Genomic DNA, 21,777 nt, shown 5'->3' with positions numbered 1-21,777 from the left:
CGCTCGTTTTCCTTGTAACAGTATTATCTTAAATTGACTATAGATATGCTCATCTTATTTCAATAGTTTCTTATAAAACTTTTCTTTTTTTCTCGGTGAAAATGGACTTGGATAAGATTTAAATAAATCATTATCTTGTTTGTGTAACCACCAGCTGTTTTCAACTTCTTTTAATTCAAATTGTCTGAGTGTTTCTATAAATAATTGATGAAAGAACTCATCCTTTTCAAATGGGGTTTGTAACATAGGAGCATAGTAAGCAATTTTATGATATAACGCCTCTAGTTCAGGATTGTCAATAAAACTAGCTTTTTTATAGATAGGTATATATTCCAGCCACTTTTTAGTAGATAAATGCTGATTTAATAACTCATAATTTGTTTGAATATCTTTTGGGCGTAGATTCTGTAGTTGGTTTACAAAATCATTTTCTGAAATTGTTAATAATGACTTTCCAGTGAAGTTATAATCTTTTAATCGCATAAAGTTATTAGGCATTACTAAGCCTTTTAATGTACCCTCAGGAGAAATAATACAGACAGGCTTTTTACAGGCAAGACCCTCCAATGCCACACGTGCCATACCAGCAATCCCTTCATATTGAGGGATTAATGTGGCAATATCAGTACGTTCTCCTAAAAATTCAATGGTTATTGTTATGTTAGCTTGTATTATACGTTGTTGTAGAGCTTCTGGGTTACCTCCCCCAGCAATGCTAACTTTATTGATATTACAGGTCTCTGCGGCTTTTAAAAAAGCCATAATTGAAGGGAATTTTTCATGGCTAATACGGCTTACAATGAGCCAGCCATTTTGTTCATCCTGATTATGAAATTGATATTTATCAAGATTAATCAAATTTGGTATCAAGTATGACTGGCAAGAGCCAATATGTGCTCCTAAGTTCTGTGTGGTTTTAGATACAAAGATGAGCTGGCTGAAGCTTTTATTAGTAAACTGTTGAATAAGTATTTGATAAAAAGGTTGTCGATAAATATCAATAACACCATGTACAGTTGCAATCACTGGAACTTTGCATATTTGAGCTGCCATGACAGTGGCTAAGGTAAATAGATCAAGGGCATGAATACTAACTAGAGTGATACCATGTATTTCTATAGCATTGATAGTACTATCAACTAGTTTAATAAAATCAGGTGCATAAGAGATATTATCAATATCAATAGTGATAAATTGGCAGTGTGAGAATATCTCACAAACTTGTGGATCACAACGGTTTTTATTGGTTAAGAAAAAAACTTGAAAATTTTGCCTCTGTAAATAATCAAATTCATCTATTAGCCGAGTTTCTATACCTCCAATACAATCTAAGCGATGATAAGAAAAAAGAATATTATTACTTTCTGATTTTAATATATTAGGTTGTGACAACATTAATCTCCAGTTTAATAATTAGTTTAGAGTTTTGTATTACATCCTGTGAATGAAGGTAATTTTAACAAGTTTCTAACCTTGCTGTTTTTTATACTATAAGGTAACCATGATCTTTTATTATCAATAAAGTTTTGAAATAAAATATTTTTTTGTGAAATAAGCTCTCGTATTGAGTTGTCATATTTAGGTTGTTTTTGTCGTTTTTCATATTCTGTATAAACTGAAAACTCTTGTTTTGGGAAGTTTTTTTCAATAAATTGTTGATAACTCTCTTGAAAGGGCTGTGTATAGCGGTTGGTTAAGCGCCAAGGCTTATTATTACCAATAAAATGAATGATATAAGGCTTAAATTCATCGGTTAGCTCATAAGTTAGGCTATGTACTTGCCAGTTGAACATAAAAGGTAGAATTGCTATCTCATGAAGCAATGCTCCATTGAGTGCAGACTGGTCATGGCACTGTAGCTCGTTGATATGCTCAAAAGCATAGCCAAACACTCTGGGTAAGACATCTTGTTGACGGTAGTTTTTGGTATTAAGAATTAAGACCCCAGAGTTTCGGTATAAATGCTTATGTTGGTGATATTTGAGAACGTAGCTTTCAACTTTGCTAAATTTTCTACTAGGAGTAATTTGTAGTTTTAGCTCCATGACATCAGCTGCAGCGGCCACACTAAAGTCTTCTGGATAACTTTGTATCAGTTGCATAATCTGTGTATAAAAAGGACGCATGATATAGGCATCAGCATCAAGATAAATAATATAATCATAATCCTCAGCAAAAAGCTGTGGTAAAAATAAACGATGATAGGCTGCTAAGCTTAGTCGTCCAACAGGCAGATTATCCATACCTTCTATTTGTAGCTCGACAAAGCGAATACTTGAAGATAGCAAGTGTTGAGGGATTTGACTGATATCTGGTAAACAAATACAAATATCACAAGGATTGTCTGGATGATGTGCTATAAATTGATGAGCGACAAATAAGGCATAAGGCAAGTAGTTATTATCAACACAAAATGCCAATGCATTATCATGAGTGGCAGGACGGTTTTGTTCAGTAATGTTGGCGTTAAGCTGGGATAATACTGAAGTTTGAGGCATGAATAATATCCTTGAGTCTTCTTATACTAATTAGTAGTGTCTAGATAATATTTTAGAATATTTTTAGAGCAGTGATGATAATCAGAATAATCACAACACCTGCTAGTATTTGATTGCGTCGGCGTATGCGCTGGCGGCGTAGTTTGGTTTGTCCACGGCTGGCTTGATACTGCTCGATATATACTGTACCTGAGTAGTCTTTATCAAAGATTTTGATATAGCCAAGAGGCAATGGTTCGATACTAAGCTGTGCTTTCATTTGTTGCATGGCGCTATCAAAGCTATCTTGGTCTACTTGAGTTTTTTTCTCTGGTTGTTGTGCCATACACCATTTTTCAACTAGATCATGTGTGGCTGGTGTCTGACGTAAAAATATCGTACCTGTTAGATAGTCATGTGACATACCTTTTGCTCGATGCGTTTCATAAACAGCAATGTCTGTATCAATATTTTCAAAATAATCTAATGGGCGTTTAACAACGGCATCAGCATCTAAATATAAGATGTTTTTATTGGCAAAGCGTGTCAGGCAGTGTTGCAAAAAATAGGGTTTGATTCGAGTATTAGCTTCCCAGTAGCCTTGGTCAGGAACACTTTGTAAATAGTGATTGATGTTAAGATTGTCTAGTGACTGCTTTAATTGCTGTGCATGTTGTTGATAGTTAGGTGTATAAAAACAACAGACCAAGAAGTTTTGGTCATGATGGTCGACAAGTATGCTATCACCAGAAAAGGTTAAGCTGTCAGGAAGCAGTACGCTAGTCGTCGGCATAAATTAAACCAGTTAATAAGTCTTTTGAAATGGGAGAGTGATTATAAATACTGACCTGATGCTGTGCATAGGTTGTTGCTAACAGTGCAAAAGAAGGTGCGATTCGATTATAAATGGCTTTGTCTAATTTGCAAGGTGCATTTTTTTGTGGACTTTCATAAAATCTGGGTTGGTTATGGTTAAGCAAATCCACACCAAAAATATGAATGGCAGTTGAACCCATGCTAAAGGCAAGCTGGCAAGCGACATAAGCAACCGTTCCTGCCTCCACGAATCCGTGTCGTATGTCCAAAGATACCCCCAAAACTGGAGTATGTTGTGACTCGATGACAAAGGCAAAAGAATTTTGTATTTGCTCTAATGCAATTCTTTTACGTTTTTCAAGCCATTTAGAGCACAGTTTTTGCCATAAGCTATCGGGTGGTGGTAGCAATGGACGATCAACGGCAAAAATAACACAGATACGAGTATGATATTGTGTCACTAAATTGGGCAGATGGGTGATAAGTGCTTCTAATACTGGCTGAGTCAGATAGAGAGGTTGTCCTTGATAGTGTTGCCGTAAAACATCTAGCCCATTTTGGACAAATCTGGCATCAGTGATGACATAAGCATAAATCTGAGAGAATGAGTGTTTTTCGGTCAATGTAATACTGCCATTCACAAAGATAGCAGGTGTTTGGCATCGTTGTATTGAAAAGTCAACCTGCTCAATAGATGCCCCTGATGCGTAAATATTAATGGCTTCGGGGGTTGGTTGTTGGCTTTGTAATAGACTGAGCTGGCTTTGTGGGTGACAAATGGTTTTAATAGAGTAGGGTTGATTATCAATATGATAAGTCAAGGTGGTGATGGGCTGAGGCTGTTGTGTCTGGCGCTGGCTCATTATTCACTCCACCAAGCATTTCTAGGTTTGTGATGACACGCACGAAAACGAGTATACACACTGCCTTGTGTATTCACCACATCAAAAATATGAGTTAAAATTTTATGCGCTAATGGATGATCTTGAGTGATTTCATCCATACGCCAGCGCATATTACGCAAAGTATCATCAACGCCGACTCGAAAGCTAGGTAATTCATCAAATAAATTAAAACAGTGCTGTGCTTTGTGTAGTTGCTTTGGCACATAGTCTGCGGGAGTTGTATCTTGCAGGTTTAGCAAAAAATACTCTGTTTCATATAGTTTGATGGTGTTTATCATGGTGACGGCATTTAATAAGATAGCTTTTAGTGTTTCGTCATCACTGTGGTCAATAAATGTATCACAGGCTGATATTAGCCAGCGCATGTTGAGGTGTTCTAGTAAAAAATCAGCTTGCTGATGCCACAACTCATTAAAGCGTGCAAAGTTTTGCTTAGTTTGTGCTTCTCGGCGAATAAGGACAATCAGCTTGGCATGGTAATAACAAATTTCAGGCTGTCCGATAAAATTGAGCTTGAGATGTTCTAAATGTTCATTAAGGTCTTTTATCATTAATGATTGGAAGTTTTCAACAGGCTCACCAGTGATGATGGTAGTTTTAAGTTGTTCATAGTCTACTTCTGCCAGTTGCTGTGAGATGACAGTAGCGCCTTGGCGTTTGCGATAACGATTAAGATTAAAGAAGTTTTCAAATTTGCTTCTTTTACGTTTTACCATAGTATTTTTAGCATTATTATGAGTGAATAAATTATTTCTAAATGAGTATAAAGGTGGTTGAACTTTTATTTATATAGGAAAAATTGAGAAAAATTTATCTTAATAGAGTAAAGGCTCAACAGATCTTAATATATATAATATTGATTATAGTTTTTAATCATTAATATCATTAAATATATCAGATAACGAGTATATCAGGTTTTCATATTTTATTGGGGGTGATGAGCTATATTATGGTTTATTAACGCCAATATGTTTCTAACCATTTACTGGCTTTGACATGGCGATACCATTTACCACCACCACCTTTGATGGCATCAGGTGGATTAACTTCTCCATGAAAGATGATGATTTTTGCACCATCAGGAAGGCGAGGGGCTTTGATAAAGCTGAGTGGGAATGGTTGGATACAGTGATATTTAAAGCTGACACACCATGAGCCATCCCAATATTCTAAGTGATGATGCTCTCGTAAATAATTGGATAAATAAGCCTGCTCATGACGAACTTGTTTGCGAATACTATCAAAGTTTTTTTCAAAATTGCTGAGTAAGTTAGGGTAGGTGTTTTGTCCCACTTTAAAGCGGTAAACAGAGCTATTACCGACCATTCGCCATGGTTTTTTCCAGTCACGAATAATCATAACGCTATCTTCATGCTCGGCTTGATGGGTAAAAAAGCAGTCAATATTATCAACAATGACAATATCAATGTCTAAGAATAATGCCGTTCCCTGTAAGTCGTACAATTCTGGTTTAAAGGTGGTAAGTTTTTTCCAGCCACGCTCTGGCAGTCCTTCGGGAAGATTTAGCTCAGGAATGGGGTAGCATTGCACCGCAGGGTCAATACCAGTGACGTCATCTGTTAGACAGACCATCTGGAAGTCTAAGCTTAGGTGACGCTTGACCATGTTATATAGGCGATTGACATACTCAGCCCCATATTTTGTTCCCCATTTCATACAGATAATATAGCGATTATCAGAGGTATCATTTATTGAGCTGGCTGACATAAGTACCGTTCCTTATTACATTGCCTTGTTAATCAGATTTTATTGAATATGGTTGATGAGTGTTATCAAAGAGAGACTGACTAAATAAACCACTATGAGGTTAGAGCATTTATATTATTCATCTATTTTCTGGTCTATCTGTTTATCTACCATTGTGACTTTTTCTGAGTCAGTTTGTGTCATCTTTGGGGGTGGTTCAGATGGTGTTTGTAATAAATCTTGCTGAGCTTTTTGCATTTCCATTGTACTAAGTTTATATGGATTGACTGCAAATGGAACGTGTTTAAAACGTCGATAACCCCATACATAATGAGGCATAAATGGGGTAATCATATGTTGCATGGCAAGATTAAGTGCCTGTGTGGCAGTGGTGATATCACGGCTATAGATATCTTTATGATTTAAATCATAGCAGTGAATATCAAAGCCATCCCCATCAGGTCGGCGGATACATGACAGTCCAACCATGGCACAGTGGGTTTTACTGGCTAGTTTTGGTGCTAGGGTACTGGTTAAGGTAGGTACACCAAAAAATGGCACAATAACGCCACCGGATAGGTCTGGAACGTGATCGGGTAGAATGATGCTAAAACCACCTTGTTTTAGGGTTTTAAAGATGGCTTTAACGCCTGTACCATCAGTAGGGACTAAGGTAGCATGTAGCCTTTGTCGTCCTTGTAAAACAAAGTCGTTTGCTTGTTTGCCTTTGATGGGCTTATACATGATGGTAGGCTTGCCAAACTGGTTTAGCCAAGCGTTCATCATCTCCCATGTGCCTAAATGTGGCACAATGGCAAGCATCCCCTTGGGGTTTTGTAACCCTTTTTGCAGGATATGCTGATTATGTACTTGTTTGATTTGAGCGATGCTCCATTCAGGAGGCATTGCCCATGCTTTGACTGACTCAACACTGCTTAATGCTTGGTTACGTAAGATGTTGTGAGCCATCTGTTGGCGCTGAGAATCACTGAGCTGAGGGCAGGCAAGCTGTAAATTGGTATTAATTGTATGATTAACTTTAAGGTTAGGCATTAAAGCCATTGCCCAAGCGACAAAACGTGCCATTACCCGCAAAACGGATAATGGCACATATTTAAATAATGAAAATATATTCATAATAAATGAATAGTTAAAATTATGAAGATTTGTTGTCTGCTTGTGGTTTTTCACGCAGACGAATACCAAGCTCACGTAACTGCTTGTTATCAACTTCGGCAGGTGCTTCAGTTAGTGGGCAGTCCGCAGTTTTGGTTTTCGGGAAGGCGATCACATCACGGATAGAGCTCGCACCAACCATGAGCATAATTAGGCGGTCAAGTCCAAATGCTAGTCCACCGTGTGGTGGCGCACCAAATTTAAGCGCATCAAGTAGGAAGCTGAATTTTTCTTCGGCTTCTTCATCACTAATACCAAGTGCATCAAAGACCGCTTTTTGCATTTCAACTGTGTTGATACGCAAGCTACCACCACCGATTTCTGTACCGTTTAATACCATATCATAGGCGATAGATAATGCCGTCTCTGGGCTGTCTTTTAGCTCTTGTACAGAGCCTTTTGGTTTGGTAAATGGGTGGTGCATTGATGTCCATTTGCCATCGTCTGTCTCTTCAAACATTGGGAAGTCAACGACCCATAGAGGCGCCCATTCACAAGTTGCCATCTCCATATCATGACCTACTTTGACACGTAGTGCGCCCATGGCATCATTAACTACTCGGGCTTTGTCTGCACCGAAGAAGATGATATCACCATTTTGCGCTTCGGTACGCTCAATTAAGCTGACCAAGACATCGTCAGTCATGTTTTTGATGATAGGAGACTGTAGTCCAGACTCTTTATCGACGCCATTGTTGATATTGCTGATGTCATTGACTTTAATATAAGCCAAGCCACGTGCACCATAAATACCAACAAACTTGGTGTAATCGTCGATTTGTTTACGAGTTAGCGTACCACCATTTGGTACACGTAAGGCAACAACACGCCCTTTTGGATCATTTGCAGGACCTGCAAACACTTTAAAATCAACACTTTGCATCAGATCTGCAACGTCAATAAGTTTTAAAGGAATACGTAAATCTGGCTTATCTGAAGCATAGTCACGCATTGCTTCTGCATAGGTCATACGTGGGAAGTCACCTAAGTCTACATCTAGCATGGTTTGGAAAAGGTTTTTGATAAGACCTTCATTGATATCCATGATTTCTTGATCAGATAAAAATGAAGTTTCAATATCAATCTGTGTAAACTCAGGTTGACGGTCTGCACGTAAGTCTTCATCACGGAAGCATTTAGCAATCTGATAATAGCGGTCAAAGCCAGATACCATCAATAACTGTTTAAATAGCTGTGGTGACTGAGGCAGGGCAAAAAAGTTACCTTGACGTGTACGAGATGGTACTAGATAGTCACGAGCGCCTTCAGGTGTGGCACGAGTTAAGATAGGTGTTTCGACATCCAAAAAGCCATGATCATCTAAATAACGACGAATCGTTGATGTGGCTTTGGCACGGAATACCATGCGCTCTTGCATTTGCGGGCGACGCATATCTAAATAACGATATTTTAAGCGCAAATCTTCAGAAACAGTGGTATTTTCATCATTCAGTGGGAATGGTGGTGTCTCTGACTTTGCCAATACTTCGATTTCTTTACCCAACAACTCGACTTGACCGCTGGTCATATTGGGGTTTTCTGTGCCTTCATAACGCTTGCGTACTCGACCAGTGATTTTTAACACGTACTCTGGACGTACAGCATCCGCAGTAGCAAATGCTTCAGGGGTATCAGGGTCGACAACCACTTGTAGTAGGCCTTCACGGTCACGCATATCTAGGAAAATGACACCGCCATGATCACGGCGACGGTGTACCCAACCTGTAATCGTAATGGTTTGATCCAATAGGGCTTCGGTAACTGCCCCGCAATATTCACTACGCATCATAAACTTGCCATCCCAATAACTTAAAAAAGCTGTATATTAATTAAATAAATCATTTTTATCAGTTTATTTAGTGTGTTCTGAATAACACAGATAAACTGTAAAATTTTTATCAAACGTCCATTATGCCTAAATTTCGGCATTGACACAACTTAGAACCTGTATTCATCCATTAAAATCAGGATATATTGGGCAAAATTAAACATTTCAAGGCTATAAATACAGGCTTTGAGCTTCTAGCTCTTCTAGCCATCGTCACAATAATATACAAAGTTTAGACTTGAAAATGATTGTCATTAGTCGCATATCTAAGCGCATAGTTAAAATCTTGTGTTTGTCATCTTGTCAGCCTTTATATTGTAATTGTGGCAATATGGAGGATGAGTAGGTGAGATTGTAACGTTGTGATATTACGTTTAAACCATGACATTCATTGTAGTGATATAAGTATTTAAATATTAAGGAAACGAAACATGCTATTTCATCCACCAAAAAATCCTGTTGAGCTTCGAGTTATTCATCTAAACAAAACTCAACAACAGCGCCGTGATGACTTAAAAGAGGCGATGAATCATGAGTCAGAACGTAAACAGCTCAAGCAACAACTGGCAAAAAAAGCCAAGCAGATGTTACAAGAGAAGGCAAAGGCAAAACATGCTGAGAAAAGTACAGAGAAAAAAGCGCAAAAGCATGTTTTTGTTTTAGACTTTGATGGCGATATCAAAGCCAGTGGTGTGAAGCACCTACGAGAAGAAATTAGTACACTTATCAGTACAGCAAAAAAAGGTGATGAAGTCGTCGTGCGTTTGGAGTCAGGTGGTGGCATGGTGCATAGTTACGGACTAGCAGCTGCGCAGTTGGTTCGCTTAAAAGATGCAGGGCTAACACTGACTGTCTGTGTGGATAAAATAGCTGCCAGTGGTGGTTATATGATGGCATGTGTAGCGGATAAAGTGTTGGCAGCTCCTTTTGCAGTTATTGGCTCTATTGGTGTGGTGTCACAAATGCCAAACTTTCATAAATGGCTAAAAAATCATGACATTGATTATGAAATGTTCACTGCGGGTGAATATAAACGTACCGTCACATTGTTTGGTGAAAATGATGATGATGACCGTGCTAAATATAAAGAAGAGCTAGAGCAAACTCACAAACTATTTAAACATTTTGTGACCACATATCGCCCACAGCTTGAGCTGGATAAAGTTGCAAATGGTGACCATTGGTATGGTGAAGATGCACTACATTTGCAACTGGTTGATGAGTTAAAAACCTCAGACAGCTATCTGTTAGAGCTGATGGAAGAGCATGATGTGTATGCGTTGCATTCAAGACAAAAACCAACATTGGCAGAAAAGCTTGGATTTGCTGGTGCTGCTGAAGCGACTGTACAGATGGTTATTAATAAAGCAGTGGATAACTTGCCAGAAGTATTGGCAAAAGTTGCCAGTGAAAGCCGTTTAAAAATATTGGACTCTCAGCGCTAGATATTTTTTAAATAACCATAAAACCATAAATAGGTTCTAATTTGTATAATTAGAGCCTGTTTTTTTTATAGCTTGAGATATGCTAATGGTAGATATACTTACGTAGTACCATCTGCACATCTTAGAATGACTATCATTAGTTTATTGGAAGGATTTATAAATATCACCTCAATCAGACATCATACAAATTATCCATAACAGAAATAACATTGCCATACTTAACAGCAAAAAATTGCTATATAGTGAATTGACCAGCAACATCATCAAGGCATTATCAAATGGATAATAAAATACCATGAGATAAAGGCTGATAAATGGCAGTAATAGCATGATTAGTAAAATGATACCTTTCTGGAAATAAATTGATACAAGCGTTATGCCTAAAAAGGCAAAAAATAGCAGGTTATGCAATAGCATATATATTGTTATCTGCCCCACCGAATAATCTACAAAACTAAAATTGGGAGCAAAAAAATTTAAATATAATAATGGGAAACAAAGAAAACCGACGAATAATTGAATGATGACGGCTTTAATACTGGGTGGTTTGGGTGGCTCAGATGATTCTTGTGATTTAAAACTAATTATTTCTTGCTGTGTATCTAGCAATTCTTTTGCTGTTTTGTCAGTATCTGATAATGATTGAGACTGTTGCTTTCTATCATACGCGATTTTTTCAACAATATAAGAAAGGGGCAATACAAGCTGTATTTGTATTATAAAAATGATGCTTGCAACAATGCTTGTGAGCATGATAAATAACCAAGTCGCAATAAAAGCACCCACCACAAATAGGGTAATGCTGATGGGGTTGTGTAGGCTATCAAAATACTGTTGTATACGCTGCACTGTAGGTACAATCGTGCCAATATGATAAAAATATTGATAATTTAAAAAAGCAATAAAGCAAGTCAGTGGAATGACAATCCAAAAATTTAAATTCTGAGAGTAAGGGTCTTTTAGTGTATCCATAAGGGTTGTCCTTATGTTTTAGTGATTTATTATTAGCCCTAAAGGCTGTTAGATAATGGTGATAACGCTCTTGATTATAGCACCAATAACCCTCATATTAGTGCAAACTTTAGCCAAAAATAGCCTAAGCCAATGACTGATACTTCTAAGAAAACTGCAACTCATTCTAAGCAAGCCACTACACAAACCCCAACTACTTCCAAGCAAGATGCAATACAAGAACTAACACAAAAAACAGAGCAAACTGTAAACACTGATAGCCCCATCACTGCCAGCAATGACATGCAAACGACTAAAAAATATGATGAATTGCCTGTTTTAGCCAAAGACCGTCATTATCTTAGTCGGTTGCAACATCAGCTTGGCAAACAAAATGGCAAGCCATCAGATAAACAAAGCCATACTAACAGCAAAAACAGTCATAAAAACCATAACGGCAATAATCATAATGACCAGCAAAGCAAATTTGACAAAATCAAAGCCCGCTCACAGCAAGCGGTGCAAGCGCGTATTGACAGCCTACCTAAAAACCTAGCCCAAAAACTGAACCATGACTTACCTGTTAGCCAACGTGCTGAAGATTTGGTACAGGCGATTATTGACCATCAAGTGATTATCGTCGCAGGGGAGACAGGATCGGGCAAAACCACTCAACTACCCAAACTGGCAATGATGGCAGGGCGTGGGATTACAGGGCAGATTGGACACACTCAGCCACGCAGGTTAGCAGCTCGTAGTGTCGCCAATCGCATTGCCGAAGAGCTTGGCGAGCCATTGGGTGAAACGGTCAGTTTTAAAATCCGCTTTAATGAGCAGGGCAGTGCAGACTCGATTGTTAAGTTAATGACCGATGGTATTTTGCTTGCTGAGCTTGGTCATGACCGCTTTTTGACCCGTTATGACACCATCATTATTGATGAGGCACACGAACGCAGCCTGAATATTGACTTTATCATGGGCTATCTTAAAAATTTACTGCCCAAACGCCCTGATTTAAAGGTAATTATCACCTCAGCGACCCTTGATACCCAGCGGTTTAGCAATTATTTTGCTCAATATGATAAGGCAAAAAAACGCCTTGTGCCTGCCCCTGTTATCAATGTTGAAGGTCGCAGTTATCCAGTAGAAGTGCGTTATCGACCATTGACTGATGAGCCTGTCAGTAGCTCAGATGATGACGCTTTTGATGACTTTGAGGATAACTTGCCTCGAGCTGTGACAGCGGCGGTGGAGGAGTGTTTTGCTGATGCCAAGCAAAAAGGACACCCTGACCAAGCTGATATTTTGATTTTTGCCGCCACTGAGGCAGAAATTCGTGATTTGCAAGAGGTATTACAGACGCATGGTCCTCGCCATACCGAAGTATTGCCGTTATTTGCCCGTCAAAGCTACGCTGAGCAACAACGCATTTTCCAACCATCAGGTAAAGGGCGACGCATTGTTATTGCTACCAACGTTGCTGAAACGGCATTGACTGTCCCCGGTATTCGCTATGTGATTGACTTAGGTTTTGCCCGTATCTCTCGTTATTCTTATCGCTCACGGGTGCAACGTTTGCCGATTGAGGCGATTAGCCAAGCAGCAGCAAATCAGCGTAAAGGTCGCTGTGGTCGGGTGGCAGCGGGTATGTGTATCCGCCTATATAGTGAGGAGGATTTTAATTCTCGTCCCGAATTTACCGAGCCTGAAATCTTACGTACCAACCTTGCCTCAGTGATTTTGCAGATGGCAAGCCTACGTTTGGGAACGGTGGAAAACTTTGACTTTATTGAGCCACCTGACAGCCGTTTGGTCAAAGATGGACGCAAATTGTTAGATGAGTTGGGGGCATTGACTGCCAAAAATTCCAAAGCCAAAACTAAACCAATCAGCAAACAAACCCTAAACGACATTAAACTAACTCGTATTGGGCAGAAAATGGCACGTATGCCCATCGACCCACGCCTTGCTAGAATGTTGGTGGCAGGCAGTGACTTTGACTGTATGCAAGATATGCTGATTATCGTTTCGGCATTGGCGGTACAAGACCCACGAGAACGCCCTGCCGAAAAACGCACCCAAGCCGACCAAAAACACGCCTTATTCCGAGCCGAAAATTCCGACTTTTTATTTTATATTAACTTATGGAAAGCGGTATTTTGCAGTGATGACAATGGCGATAAGCTGTCGAATAACCAACGCAAACAATTTGCCAAAAAGCATTACCTAAGTTTTCCACGCCTGCGAGAATGGCAAAAAACCTATCAACAATTAACGCAAATGGTTAGTGAATTGGGGTTATTGTCATCGGATAGTAGTAATGGTAATAACAAAAACAAAGGCAATGAGCAAAACGAACAAGCAGACGAACAATTAAAGGCGGTTAAATATGCCAATCTGCACCGAGCCTTATTAACAGGGTTATTATCGGTGATTGCCCATAAAACCGAAAATCGCGGAGAGTATTTGGTTGCTCGCCAGCAAAAAGCCAAGATTTTCCCTGCCAGTACCGTCTTTAAACAAATGCCTGCATGGGTGATGGCGTTTGAAGTGGTGGAAACCTCACAAGTATTTATGCGAACCGTTGCCAAAATTGAACCTGAATGGGTTATCGCTTGTGCAGGGGATTTGCTTAAATATCACTACTTTGAACCGCATTGGTCAAAGAAAACAGGACGAGTGCGAGCTTACGCCCAAATTAGTCTATTTGGTCTAATCGTCATTCACAAACAGCTAACCAATTATGAGCAAGTCAACCTTGCTGAAGCCAGAGAAATCTTTATTCGTGATGGCTTAGTAACAGGGCAGTTGGGACGTGACGCCAAATTTTTGCAACATAACCTAAATAAAATCGCTGATGTCGAACGCATTGAGGATAAACTGCGTCGTCGTGATTTATTGGTCGATGAAGAAGCCTTATACCAATTTTATGAGCGTAAAATTCCCGAACACATCGCCAGTCGCAAAGCCTTTGAGGATTGGCGAGCTGAAGTCGAAAGTAGCGACCCACAGTATCTATTCTTTACCGATGAAGACGTACTCAAAGAAACCGCCCCGACTACAGGCGATTTCCCCGAAGTGTGGCAACTGGGTGATTTAAAACTACCCTTAACTTATGTTTTTGACCCTGCCAGTGATGATGATGGTGTGAGTATCCGCGTGCCATTGGTTGCCTTACCGCAACTGGACGCTGTTGAACTGCTTTGGGGTATTGCAGGTTGGCGGTTTGAATTGGTGTTACAATTGCTTAAATCATTGCCCAAAGACATACGTCGGCAAATCGTTCCTATTCCTGATACTGCCGACAGCTTATTTGATGAGCTTGAGCGTGACCACCAACAAGGCTTGCTAAAACAGCTTTGCCAAGCCCTACAGCGTCGAGGTATTACAGGGGTCACCCCTGAACACTTTAACCCTGCCAATATTGACCGCTATCTACAACCGCAAATTTGTGTGGTTGATGATAAAAACCGTCTGATTGAAAAGGGGCGTGACTTACAAACCTTGCAACTTCGCCATGCCAGCACCACCGCTCAAGCTCTAAGCCATAAAGAGGGTGACGCTCAAGGCATACACCACGATTTTCCCGAACACTTCCGTTTTAGTAAAAATCGCCACAGTGCAGGCGTGGTGATGAAGCAATTTTCTGCCCTTGTCGCTGATGAGCAAGGCGAAGCGGTATCTATCCACCATTACACCGACATTACCGCCTGTCTAAAAGCCCATCGCCAAGGGGTGCTGACTCTTATCAAAGGGCAGTTGGGGGCAAAACAAAAACAGCTAACCTCACAAATTGACAAAGCCTTTAAACTTGCCTTTGCCCCATTAGGTGAGATGGATAAACTTAAAACCATCGTCACTGATGCCAGTCTTGACGCTACCCTAAGCGAGCATGGTATTGTGTTTGACCATCAAGATTTCTTGCCTGAGCATATCAATAGCAACAATAATACTGCTGACCAAATTGCCCAAAACCTTATTGAGCAATTACCTTTAAGCAACAGTGAATATCAGCAAACTTCCCAAGCTGTCCTTGCAAATTTCCTATTGGTCGGGCAACGCATATTGCATTTGCTTAAAGAGGTTTACACCCGTTGGCAACGTATCCGCCAAAGCCTGCTTATGCTTGATAGAGAAATCTTTGGCGAATCTATTGATGACATTGAAGACCAGCTTGAGGACTTACACCTAGCCGACTTTGTCTATCGTATGGATTATGAACACTGGCAACAATATCCTCGCTACCTTGAAGCCTTAGAAATCCGTATCGAACGCTTGCAACATAACCTTGATAGTGACCTTGATGGTGTGTACGAGCTAGACATACACATGGAGCGACTGGCAGGACGTGCTGATGATGAGACAATCAGCGATTATCGCTGGCTGGTCGAAGAATATCGTATCCAACTATTTGCCCAACCAATGAAAACCCGTCAAGCCGTTTCGCAAAAACGCCTAAGTAAAGTATGGGAAAAGGTGAGTTAACAGCTACTAATAATAAAAATTTGGTTCTATCAGATAGGTATTATCAGTATTATCTAAAACTTCTATCAGTTCTAATACATCACTTGCATTACCCTTAAAAATAAAGTCATGTTTTTTATCTATTTTATTTTTGATGGTAATATAATTTAGTTTAAGTTTATGGGATAAAGTTTTAAGTGTCTGTTTCGGTGGAAGAGAGGTTAACTGAAAAGTTAATGTGTATTGATTTGGGTCAGTTTCAATGGCTGAAAAGTGGCTGGTGACGACAGTCCATTCATCACAGGTTGAGCAGTATAGACCTGATGTACGTTCTTGAATTTTACTTTTAACAAGTTTTTGACATTTGGGACATACGAGATAGTCATTCATTTTATATCAATATTTAGCAAAAAAGTAAGCCAATAAAATAACTGGCTTACTTTAACTTTAGCCTAAAAAACAATTAATTATTTACCGTTTGGCAAATCCATCACAATTGCTTGATAACCAATTAATGCATTATTTTTATCAAAGGCTTGGGCAACAAAGGCATAGTTGGTTCGTTGGGCGGTGATAACAGGTGTAAATTGCGTTTCTTGCTGATGGAACACTTGATTACGCTCAAAGCCATTATCAGCAGATTTTGCCTTATCAATATTTATCTGACTAACCAAAACCAATGCAGTATTAGCAGGGTTTTGCCATTGAAGCGTATTATTGACCACCTCAAGCTTCATATCACCAAGATGGTAATCAAGCGGATAACTGCTATAGTTGGCTCGTCCCCCAAGAGTATAGCGAACATGACAGTCATCTTTGCCTGATGAGAGTTTTTGTCCACCCAAGCCATCTTGATATTCAAAGCTACCTAACCACGGATGACCACTTGCACTTTCACTAAAGCTACCAGCAAATGTGGTTAAAATACTGGGCGTTCTTATATCAAGTTTATTGAAATATTTCATGTCAAGAAACTTAGGCGTATCGAGGCTACCAGAGAGTTTACCGACGATATTATTATTGACTTTAACCGCAGTATCCGTTGCTAAGGTGCGATTATCTTGGCAAGGTTGCTGTTGATAGCTAACACGACCATTTACACTGCCTGCGACATCTTCGCTAATATCAAAATAAATCGCTCCAATATCAATATCATTGCTATCACCATCATCTAGCTCTACAAAATGCCCAACATATAAGCCACCACGCCCACCTTCAGGGGTGATTTTATCCAAAAATCTATCAAGGCTTTGCTCAGGTAAAAAGACAGACTTTAAAATCTCTGCCATACTTTTTTCATTGTTTGACAGTTTATTTTCTACCCGTTTGTATTCATCTTTGACTTGATTTTCAATACGCTCGTATTCTCGGTTAATCTTACTGTCATCGCGACCACCACAGCCACTGATGGCAATGGCTAATAAGCTAAGGCTTAAGATATGGTGTGTTTTAACAGGGCTATTTGTTTTAGACATGGACATGGATTTATTCCTAAAGGGTTTGTCAGTATTTGGGTCGAATATAGCTAATGTAACGAAAAATTAGTTAAATGGGAATGTTATTTATCAAATACTTGACACAATTTATATTATACTGTGTTTTTAGATTGACTATAATGAATTATACACAGGAATAAAAATGAATCGTCTAATGATGGCAGTATTTAGTATCGGTTTTGGTTATGCAGGTAGTTTATTAGCGGGGGTATTTGGTGCAAGTTATTGGTCGCCAACCAGCTTGGTGATGGGCTTGGTGGGCAGTATTATTGGGTTATTTGCTGGCTGGTATGTGGCACAAAATTGGTTTTAATTTATTGATTGCACTAAGCTAATAAGTCATTAAGCCAACCCACCACCGTTTGTACTCGCTGTTGCCGACTACCACCAATCCAGCGAAAGTCTTTATTGTAATGGCGTAGTGTGTCTGCAAACTTTTGTGCCATTTTATCGCGTTCATGTGGACAATCACGCAAATCATCTGCCACCCACGGCACATCAACTTTGGTGAGCAAAATTAAATCATAATGGTGTGATAAGACTGCTTGCTCAATCTGACTAGGGCAGTCGTTATAATACCAATGTGAATACACCATCAATTCAAACAAACTGGTATCACAAAACAAATATTTTTGAGCTTGTTTTGCCAGTTTATTTTCTAAGTCAATCTGCCCTTGAGCGATGGGTAATAAATCCTGCCATTCACAGGTTTTTTGCTCTTTATCCCATTTTTCTTGCAAATAAGGACGCATATATTCCAGCACCCACGGCTCATTAAAATGAGTCGCTAAATCCTGACACAAAGTTGTCTTTCCTGTACTTTCTGCCCCCAGTATCAGCACTTTAGTGATTGACTCTGGCTGATATTGGCTAAGGTCACAGTGGATTAAGTTAGGCTGATAAGCGGTGAGTGTTGGGTTGGAATTTTGCATAATTAGGCAAGTTTGGCATTCGGTGTATGGGAGAGTTGTTGCTCACGATATAGTTTACGCCAGCCGATATAAGCCCAAATGGCAATGGCAGTAAAGATAATATATTGCACTGAGGTGAAGGTATAGCCTTTATAAAAATATAATGGTACAGAGATGCTATCAGCGATAATCCATACAATCCAGTTTTCGATTTTACGGCTTGCCATCAGCCACATACCCATTAAAAATAACGCTGTGGTGACCATATCAGCGTAGTCTACCCATGTGAATAAATGTATGCCTAACTCCACACCAGTAAAGCTAAAGTGATTATTAATCACTGGGCGGAAATAATAAACCAATGCCACAAAGGCGACTGTAACGCTGGCAAGCCCAAGCATGATGGGTAAGTCACGTTTGCTCATACGCTCAATACGCACTGTATTATCATCAGAGTTACTGTTATTAGCATCAGAATTTTGTGACCAGTTATACCAACCATATAAGCTCATGGCGGTATAGTAAGCATTAATCAACATATCACCAAATAGTTGCCAATTCCAAAGTAGATAGACATATAAAGCGGTACTAACCAGCCCCACAGGATAAACCAGAACATTACCTTTACGTGCTAATAATACACTGGCAATACCAAATACAGAGGCGATGAGTTCAAGGACAATAAAGATGGGTTCGTATTCGGCATATTGCCCAAATAACCAATTAAAAATGTCTAGCATAGTCAGGTTTCCTAAGAGAATGAGAACCATTCTATACTAATGATTGGGATTGTACAAAGGTGGTGGGTTTTATGCAGGTAAATTGTATTGTGTATTTTGATAAAGTATTTGGGTTTTATTATCATTGGTTATTATTTAATATTATTTGAATATCAGTGCATGTTTATTTTAATATAATCCAGAATCTATAATGAAGTTATGATGAAATATTGTTTATTTTTATTTGTGGCGAGAGTGATTTCATGGACATACAAAGAAGGATATAAAGTAACTATATAACGTAACCATATCATCATCAATGTCACTTAACTTTATACCCAAACGACAATAAATGTAACAAAATATGGTCAAATTTGCTAAATCAAGGCATAATAGCCCATATTAATATGAGTTTACAGTTATTCACTAAACACTAGATTTATGAAATACTAGGGTTGCTAAAAATATAGACATAAGGAATATCTATGAGTATTTGTATCACCGCCACAGGGTTATATATCCCACCTTATAAAATCAGCAATGAAGAGCTGGTTGCTACGTTTAATCAGTATGTAGACAACTATAATGCTGAGCATCAAGCGCAGATTGACGCAGGTGATATTGAGCCACTACAACATTCATCAGCAGAGTTTATTGAAAAAGTATCAGGTATTAAATCACGCTATGTGATGGAAAAATCAGGCATTTTAGACCCTGAAATCATGGCACCTGTTATCCCATATCGCAAGTTGGGTGAAGAGCTGTCCGTGATGGCAGAGATGGGCGTATCAGCATTACAACAAGCACTAGATAATGCAGGATTAACAGCAGATGACTTGGATGGGGTAATTTTAGCGTGTTCAAATTTTCAGCGAACCTATCCTGCCGTTGCCATTGAAATTCAACATGCGATTGGTATGAAGAGAGGCTTTGCCTTTGATATGAACGTTGCCTGTAGTGCGGCAACTTTCGGTTTGTCTCAAGTGGTAGGCTCAATTCGTGCTGGCTTGGGTAAGCGCGTGGCTGTGATTAATGTTGAGATTACCTCAGCACATTTAAACTGGCGTAATCGTGACAGTCATTTTATTTTTGGTGACGTGGCGACTGCAACCATTGTTGAAGAGCTAGAAACACCAAAAGGCTATGAAATCTTAGATAGTAAACTGTTTACTCAGTTTTCAACCAATATCAAAAATGAATATGGCTTTATGGATAGAGCCGAGTTTTTGGCAGCGGGTACGCCAATGTATCCCGATATCAAAGAGCCAGTGACAGATAAGCTGTTTTTGCAACATGGGCGTAAAGTCTTTAAGGAAGTCTGCCCGAAAGTTGCTGAAATCATCAGTACCCATCTGCAAGAAAATGACTTACAGCCTAGCGAAATTAAGATGATGTGGTTACACCAAGCCAATGCTAATATGCTCGATTTAATTTTGCGTATGGTTGTCGGTAAAGAAGCAGATAAATCTATTGCTCCAAGTGTGATTGATGAGTTTGCCAATACCAGCTCAGCCAGCCCAATGATTGTTTTTCACCGTTATCAAGACCAGCTAAGCTCGGGTGATTTAGGGGTTATTTGTTCATTTGGTGCAGGCTATTCGATTGGCTCAGTATTGGTCAGAAAGGTATAAATCTGCCCGACTTGTATCAGACAATGGATAAAACCTTGTCAAAATTTGTATAAAGACTCAACCTGTCGCTGTGATAGGTTGGGTTTTTTGTTATAATCCCCCTTTGTTTTAACCACATTAAAATACCAATATGAAAGAATCCTTACGCCTACGCCTCGACCAAATGGTTGACCGCTTTGAAGAAGTCACTGCATTATTATCTGACCCTGATGTTATTAGTGATAATAATCAGTTTCGTGAACTGTCAATGGAGCACAGTGATTTAAGCGAAATCACTACTCTTTGGCAGCGTTATCTACAAGCAGAAGCTGACCAAGCCGATGCTGAAGAGATGATAGCTGAAGCAATTGACCCTGAAATGAAAGAAATGATGCAAGATGAAATTGACACTGCTCGCCAAGCCATTATTGATATGGAAGAAGAGTTAAACGTCATGATGTTGCCCAAAGACCCCAATGACAAAGTACCTGCCTTTTTGGAAATTCGTGCAGGGACAGGTGGTGATGAAGCGGCGATATTTTCAGGTGACTTGTTCCGTATGTACCAAAAATATGCTCAAAATCAAGGCTGGACAGTGGAAGTGCTGTCTGCCAATGAAGGCGAACATGGTGGTTACAAAGAAATCATCACCCGAGTATCAGGAACGGGTGTATATGGTCGCTTAAAGTTTGAATCAGGGGCGCATCGAGTGCAACGTGTGCCAGAGACTGAAAGTCAAGGGCGAGTGCATACCTCAGCGTGTACCGTTGCAGTCATGCCAGAAGTTGAAATTGATGATACGGTGGATATTAACCCTGCCGATATTCGTATGGATACTTTCCGCTCAAGTGGGGCGGGTGGTCAGCACGTCAATACCACTGATTCGGCAGTACGTTTAACGCACATTCCAACTGGTACCGTGGTTGAGTGTCAGCAAGAACGTAGCCAACACAAAAACCGCGATAAAGCGATGAAAATGCTGGTATCACGTATTCAGCAAGCCAAAGTGCAAGCCCAAGTAGATACTGCCGATGAGATGCGTCGAGATTTGGTTGGTAGTGGCGACCGTAGTGAGCGTATTCGTACCTATAACTTCCCACAAGGGCGTATGACCGACCACCGCATTAATCTGACTCTATATAAGTTAGACAGCATTATGGAAGGCGATTTGGACGAGTTGTTAGATGCGTTATTGCGTGAGCATCAGGCAGATTTAATGGCAAGCATTGGCGGTGAGGAATAAGGTAGGTACGTTATTATCCATATTTTATT

18 protein-coding genes are annotated in these 21,777 nt (G+C 39.6%); 5 read left to right on the top strand and 13 right to left on the bottom strand.

Annotated features, from left to right (window positions below; translation table 11 throughout):
• Positions 1-54: 54 nt before the first annotated feature.
• From FHK88_RS10050 to aspS, 8 genes are all read right to left on the bottom strand, one after another.
• Positions 55-1,395: a glycosyltransferase gene (locus FHK88_RS10050; RefSeq protein WP_227430617.1), complete on the bottom strand. Its 1,341-nt coding sequence runs from the start codon at positions 1,393-1,395 to the stop codon at positions 55-57.
• 23 nt (positions 1,396-1,418) lie between these two features.
• Positions 1,419-2,498, bottom strand: coding sequence for a glycosyltransferase family 8 protein (locus tag FHK88_RS10045; RefSeq protein ID WP_227430616.1), 1,080 nt, complete (start codon positions 2,496-2,498; stop codon positions 1,419-1,421).
• 52 nt (positions 2,499-2,550) lie between these two features.
• Positions 2,551-3,270, bottom strand: a complete 720-nt coding sequence (locus tag FHK88_RS10040) for a putative nucleotide-diphospho-sugar transferase (RefSeq protein ID WP_227430615.1) — start codon at positions 3,268-3,270, stop codon at positions 2,551-2,553.
• A complete protein-coding gene (locus FHK88_RS10035) occupies positions 3,257-4,156 on the bottom strand; it encodes a hypothetical protein (RefSeq protein WP_227430614.1) in 900 nt (299 codons plus the stop codon). Before FHK88_RS10035 ends, FHK88_RS10040 begins: the two co-directional genes overlap by 14 nt.
• Positions 4,156-4,914: a hypothetical protein gene (locus FHK88_RS10030; protein ID WP_227430613.1), complete on the bottom strand. Its 759-nt coding sequence runs from the start codon at positions 4,912-4,914 to the stop codon at positions 4,156-4,158. The genes FHK88_RS10035 and FHK88_RS10030 overlap by 1 nt, the downstream gene beginning before the upstream one ends.
• Positions 4,915-5,155: 241 nt before the next feature.
• Complete coding sequence (locus FHK88_RS10025) at positions 5,156-5,926, bottom strand: glycosyltransferase (protein WP_227430612.1); 771 nt, start codon at positions 5,924-5,926, stop codon at positions 5,156-5,158.
• A gap of 114 nt (positions 5,927-6,040) precedes the next feature.
• The gene (locus tag FHK88_RS10020; RefSeq protein WP_227430611.1) at positions 6,041-7,096 is read right to left on the bottom strand and encodes a lysophospholipid acyltransferase family protein; all 1,056 of its coding nucleotides are present in this window, start codon (positions 7,094-7,096) and stop codon (positions 6,041-6,043) included.
• Positions 7,062-8,870, bottom strand: a complete 1,809-nt coding sequence (aspS, locus tag FHK88_RS10015; protein WP_227430610.1) for an aspartate--tRNA ligase — start codon at positions 8,868-8,870, stop codon at positions 7,062-7,064. Before aspS ends, FHK88_RS10020 begins: the two co-directional genes overlap by 35 nt.
• 470 nt (positions 8,871-9,340) lie before the next feature.
• Here aspS and sohB point away from each other — a divergent pair, with 470 nt between their 5' ends.
• Positions 9,341-10,354 carry a protease SohB gene (sohB, locus tag FHK88_RS10010; RefSeq protein ID WP_227430609.1) on the top strand — a complete coding sequence of 338 codons (1,014 nt, stop codon included), beginning with the start codon at positions 9,341-9,343 and terminating at the stop codon, positions 10,352-10,354.
• A 168-nt stretch (positions 10,355-10,522) separates the two neighbouring features.
• Here sohB and FHK88_RS10005 read toward each other — a convergent pair whose 3' ends face one another.
• Positions 10,523-11,326 (bottom strand): hypothetical protein, encoded by an 804-nt coding sequence (locus tag FHK88_RS10005; protein ID WP_227430608.1) that lies wholly within the window; start codon positions 11,324-11,326, stop codon positions 10,523-10,525.
• 282 nt (positions 11,327-11,608) lie between these two features.
• Here FHK88_RS10005 and hrpA point away from each other — a divergent pair, with 282 nt between their 5' ends.
• A complete protein-coding gene (gene hrpA / locus FHK88_RS10000) occupies positions 11,609-15,790 on the top strand; it encodes an ATP-dependent RNA helicase HrpA (RefSeq protein WP_227430856.1) in 4,182 nt (1,393 codons plus the stop codon).
• 6 nt (positions 15,791-15,796) lie between these two features.
• Here the strand turns inward: hrpA and FHK88_RS09995 are convergent, their stop codons facing one another.
• Together FHK88_RS09995 and FHK88_RS09990 are read right to left on the bottom strand one after the other, a co-directional pair.
• Positions 15,797-16,159 (bottom strand): hypothetical protein, encoded by a 363-nt coding sequence (locus FHK88_RS09995; RefSeq protein WP_227430607.1) that lies wholly within the window; start codon positions 16,157-16,159, stop codon positions 15,797-15,799.
• A 77-nt stretch (positions 16,160-16,236) separates the two neighbouring features.
• Positions 16,237-17,250 carry a hypothetical protein gene (locus FHK88_RS09990; protein WP_227430606.1) on the bottom strand — a complete coding sequence of 338 codons (1,014 nt, stop codon included), beginning with the start codon at positions 17,248-17,250 and terminating at the stop codon, positions 16,237-16,239.
• Between the two features lie 157 nt (positions 17,251-17,407).
• On the opposite strand from FHK88_RS09990, the gene FHK88_RS09985 reads away from it, so the two are divergent.
• Complete coding sequence (locus FHK88_RS09985; RefSeq protein ID WP_227430605.1) at positions 17,408-17,578, top strand: hypothetical protein; 171 nt, start codon at positions 17,408-17,410, stop codon at positions 17,576-17,578.
• Between the two features lie 13 nt (positions 17,579-17,591).
• Here FHK88_RS09985 and FHK88_RS09980 read toward each other — a convergent pair whose 3' ends face one another.
• On the bottom strand, positions 17,592-18,197 hold the full coding sequence (locus tag FHK88_RS09980) for an AAA family ATPase (RefSeq protein ID WP_227430604.1): 606 nt from the start codon (positions 18,195-18,197) through the stop codon (positions 17,592-17,594).
• 2 nt (positions 18,198-18,199) lie between these two features.
• Positions 18,200-18,916 (bottom strand): nicotinamide riboside transporter PnuC, encoded by a 717-nt coding sequence (gene pnuC / locus FHK88_RS09975; RefSeq protein ID WP_227430603.1) that lies wholly within the window; start codon positions 18,914-18,916, stop codon positions 18,200-18,202.
• A gap of 464 nt (positions 18,917-19,380) precedes the next feature.
• Here pnuC and FHK88_RS09970 point away from each other — a divergent pair, with 464 nt between their 5' ends.
• Positions 19,381-20,526 carry a beta-ketoacyl-ACP synthase III gene (locus tag FHK88_RS09970; protein ID WP_227430602.1) on the top strand — a complete coding sequence of 382 codons (1,146 nt, stop codon included), beginning with the start codon at positions 19,381-19,383 and terminating at the stop codon, positions 20,524-20,526.
• 130 nt (positions 20,527-20,656) lie between these two features.
• Positions 20,657-21,748, top strand: coding sequence for a peptide chain release factor 1 (gene prfA, locus FHK88_RS09965; RefSeq protein WP_227430601.1), 1,092 nt, complete (start codon positions 20,657-20,659; stop codon positions 21,746-21,748).
• Positions 21,749-21,777 lie beyond the last annotated feature (29 nt).

Source organism: Psychrobacter sp. I-STPA6b (assembly GCF_020662265.1).
Lineage (GTDB): Bacteria > Pseudomonadota > Gammaproteobacteria > Pseudomonadales > Moraxellaceae > Psychrobacter.
This window is presented reverse-complemented; position numbering and strand designations above follow the sequence as displayed.

Coding starts and splice junctions, on each gene's coding strand:
- FHK88_RS09970 (WP_227430602.1), top strand. CDS start 19,381: ATGAGTATTTGTATCACCGCCACAGGGTTATATATCCCACCTTATAAA.
- FHK88_RS10040 (WP_227430615.1), bottom strand. CDS start 3,270: ATGCCGACGACTAGCGTACTGCTTCCTGACAGCTTAACCTTTTCTGGT.
- FHK88_RS10030 (WP_227430613.1), bottom strand. CDS start 4,914: ATGGTAAAACGTAAAAGAAGCAAATTTGAAAACTTCTTTAATCTTAAT.
- hrpA (WP_227430856.1), top strand. CDS start 11,609: ATGCAAACGACTAAAAAATATGATGAATTGCCTGTTTTAGCCAAAGAC.
- FHK88_RS10045 (WP_227430616.1), bottom strand. CDS start 2,498: ATGCCTCAAACTTCAGTATTATCCCAGCTTAACGCCAACATTACTGAA.
- FHK88_RS10050 (WP_227430617.1), bottom strand. CDS start 1,395: ATGTTGTCACAACCTAATATATTAAAATCAGAAAGTAATAATATTCTT.
- prfA (WP_227430601.1), top strand. CDS start 20,657: ATGAAAGAATCCTTACGCCTACGCCTCGACCAAATGGTTGACCGCTTT.
- FHK88_RS10035 (WP_227430614.1), bottom strand. CDS start 4,156: ATGAGCCAGCGCCAGACACAACAGCCTCAGCCCATCACCACCTTGACT.
- FHK88_RS10025 (WP_227430612.1), bottom strand. CDS start 5,926: ATGTCAGCCAGCTCAATAAATGATACCTCTGATAATCGCTATATTATC.
- FHK88_RS09990 (WP_227430606.1), bottom strand. CDS start 17,250: ATGTCCATGTCTAAAACAAATAGCCCTGTTAAAACACACCATATCTTA.
- FHK88_RS10005 (WP_227430608.1), bottom strand. CDS start 11,326: ATGGATACACTAAAAGACCCTTACTCTCAGAATTTAAATTTTTGGATT.
- pnuC (WP_227430603.1), bottom strand. CDS start 18,916: ATGCTAGACATTTTTAATTGGTTATTTGGGCAATATGCCGAATACGAA.
- sohB (WP_227430609.1), top strand. CDS start 9,341: ATGCTATTTCATCCACCAAAAAATCCTGTTGAGCTTCGAGTTATTCAT.
- aspS (WP_227430610.1), bottom strand. CDS start 8,870: ATGATGCGTAGTGAATATTGCGGGGCAGTTACCGAAGCCCTATTGGAT.
- FHK88_RS09980 (WP_227430604.1), bottom strand. CDS start 18,197: ATGCAAAATTCCAACCCAACACTCACCGCTTATCAGCCTAACTTAATC.
- FHK88_RS09995 (WP_227430607.1), bottom strand. CDS start 16,159: ATGAATGACTATCTCGTATGTCCCAAATGTCAAAAACTTGTTAAAAGT.
- FHK88_RS09985 (WP_227430605.1), top strand. CDS start 17,408: ATGAATCGTCTAATGATGGCAGTATTTAGTATCGGTTTTGGTTATGCA.